Origin of the sequence: Pseudoalteromonas sp. S3260 (genome assembly GCF_005886925.1) — a bacterium.
Lineage (GTDB): Bacteria > Pseudomonadota > Gammaproteobacteria > Enterobacterales > Alteromonadaceae > Pseudoalteromonas > Pseudoalteromonas tetraodonis.
Genome location: NZ_PNCV01000340.1, coordinates 1 through 370 on the forward strand (window position 1 = coordinate 1; position 370 = coordinate 370).

General features: G+C 47.0%; 1 protein-coding gene. It reads left to right on the plus strand.

The window, feature by feature from the left end; all coding sequences use genetic code 11:
- Positions 1-370: CorA family divalent cation transporter (locus CWC14_RS18720; RefSeq protein ID WP_283957464.1), on the plus strand; the 370-nt coding region annotated here is incomplete at both ends.

Here is a 370-nt window from a genome sequence, read left to right on the forward strand (position 1 = left end):
TGAACAATTAACTGAAAAATCAGCGATTAAGCAGTGGAAGCCCAGTGATGGTGTGTTGTGGCTACATCTTGATTACTGCCAAGATGATATTGAGCAATACTTGGCAGCGGTACCATTAAATGAATTTGCACATGATGCCCTTATTGCCGATGAAACACGCCCTCGTATTGTCAGCGATGACAGTGGCCATTTATTGTTTTTGCGTGGCGTCAATCTTAACCCGGCAGATAGTCCTGATGATATGGTATCGATTCGCGTGTTCGTTAGTGAACAACTTATCGTCTCTACGCGCCACCGCCGCCTGCTGTCGGTGAATGCCCTTGCTGAATCTTTACGTAAAGGCAAAGGGCCGAGTACCACCTCAGCACTG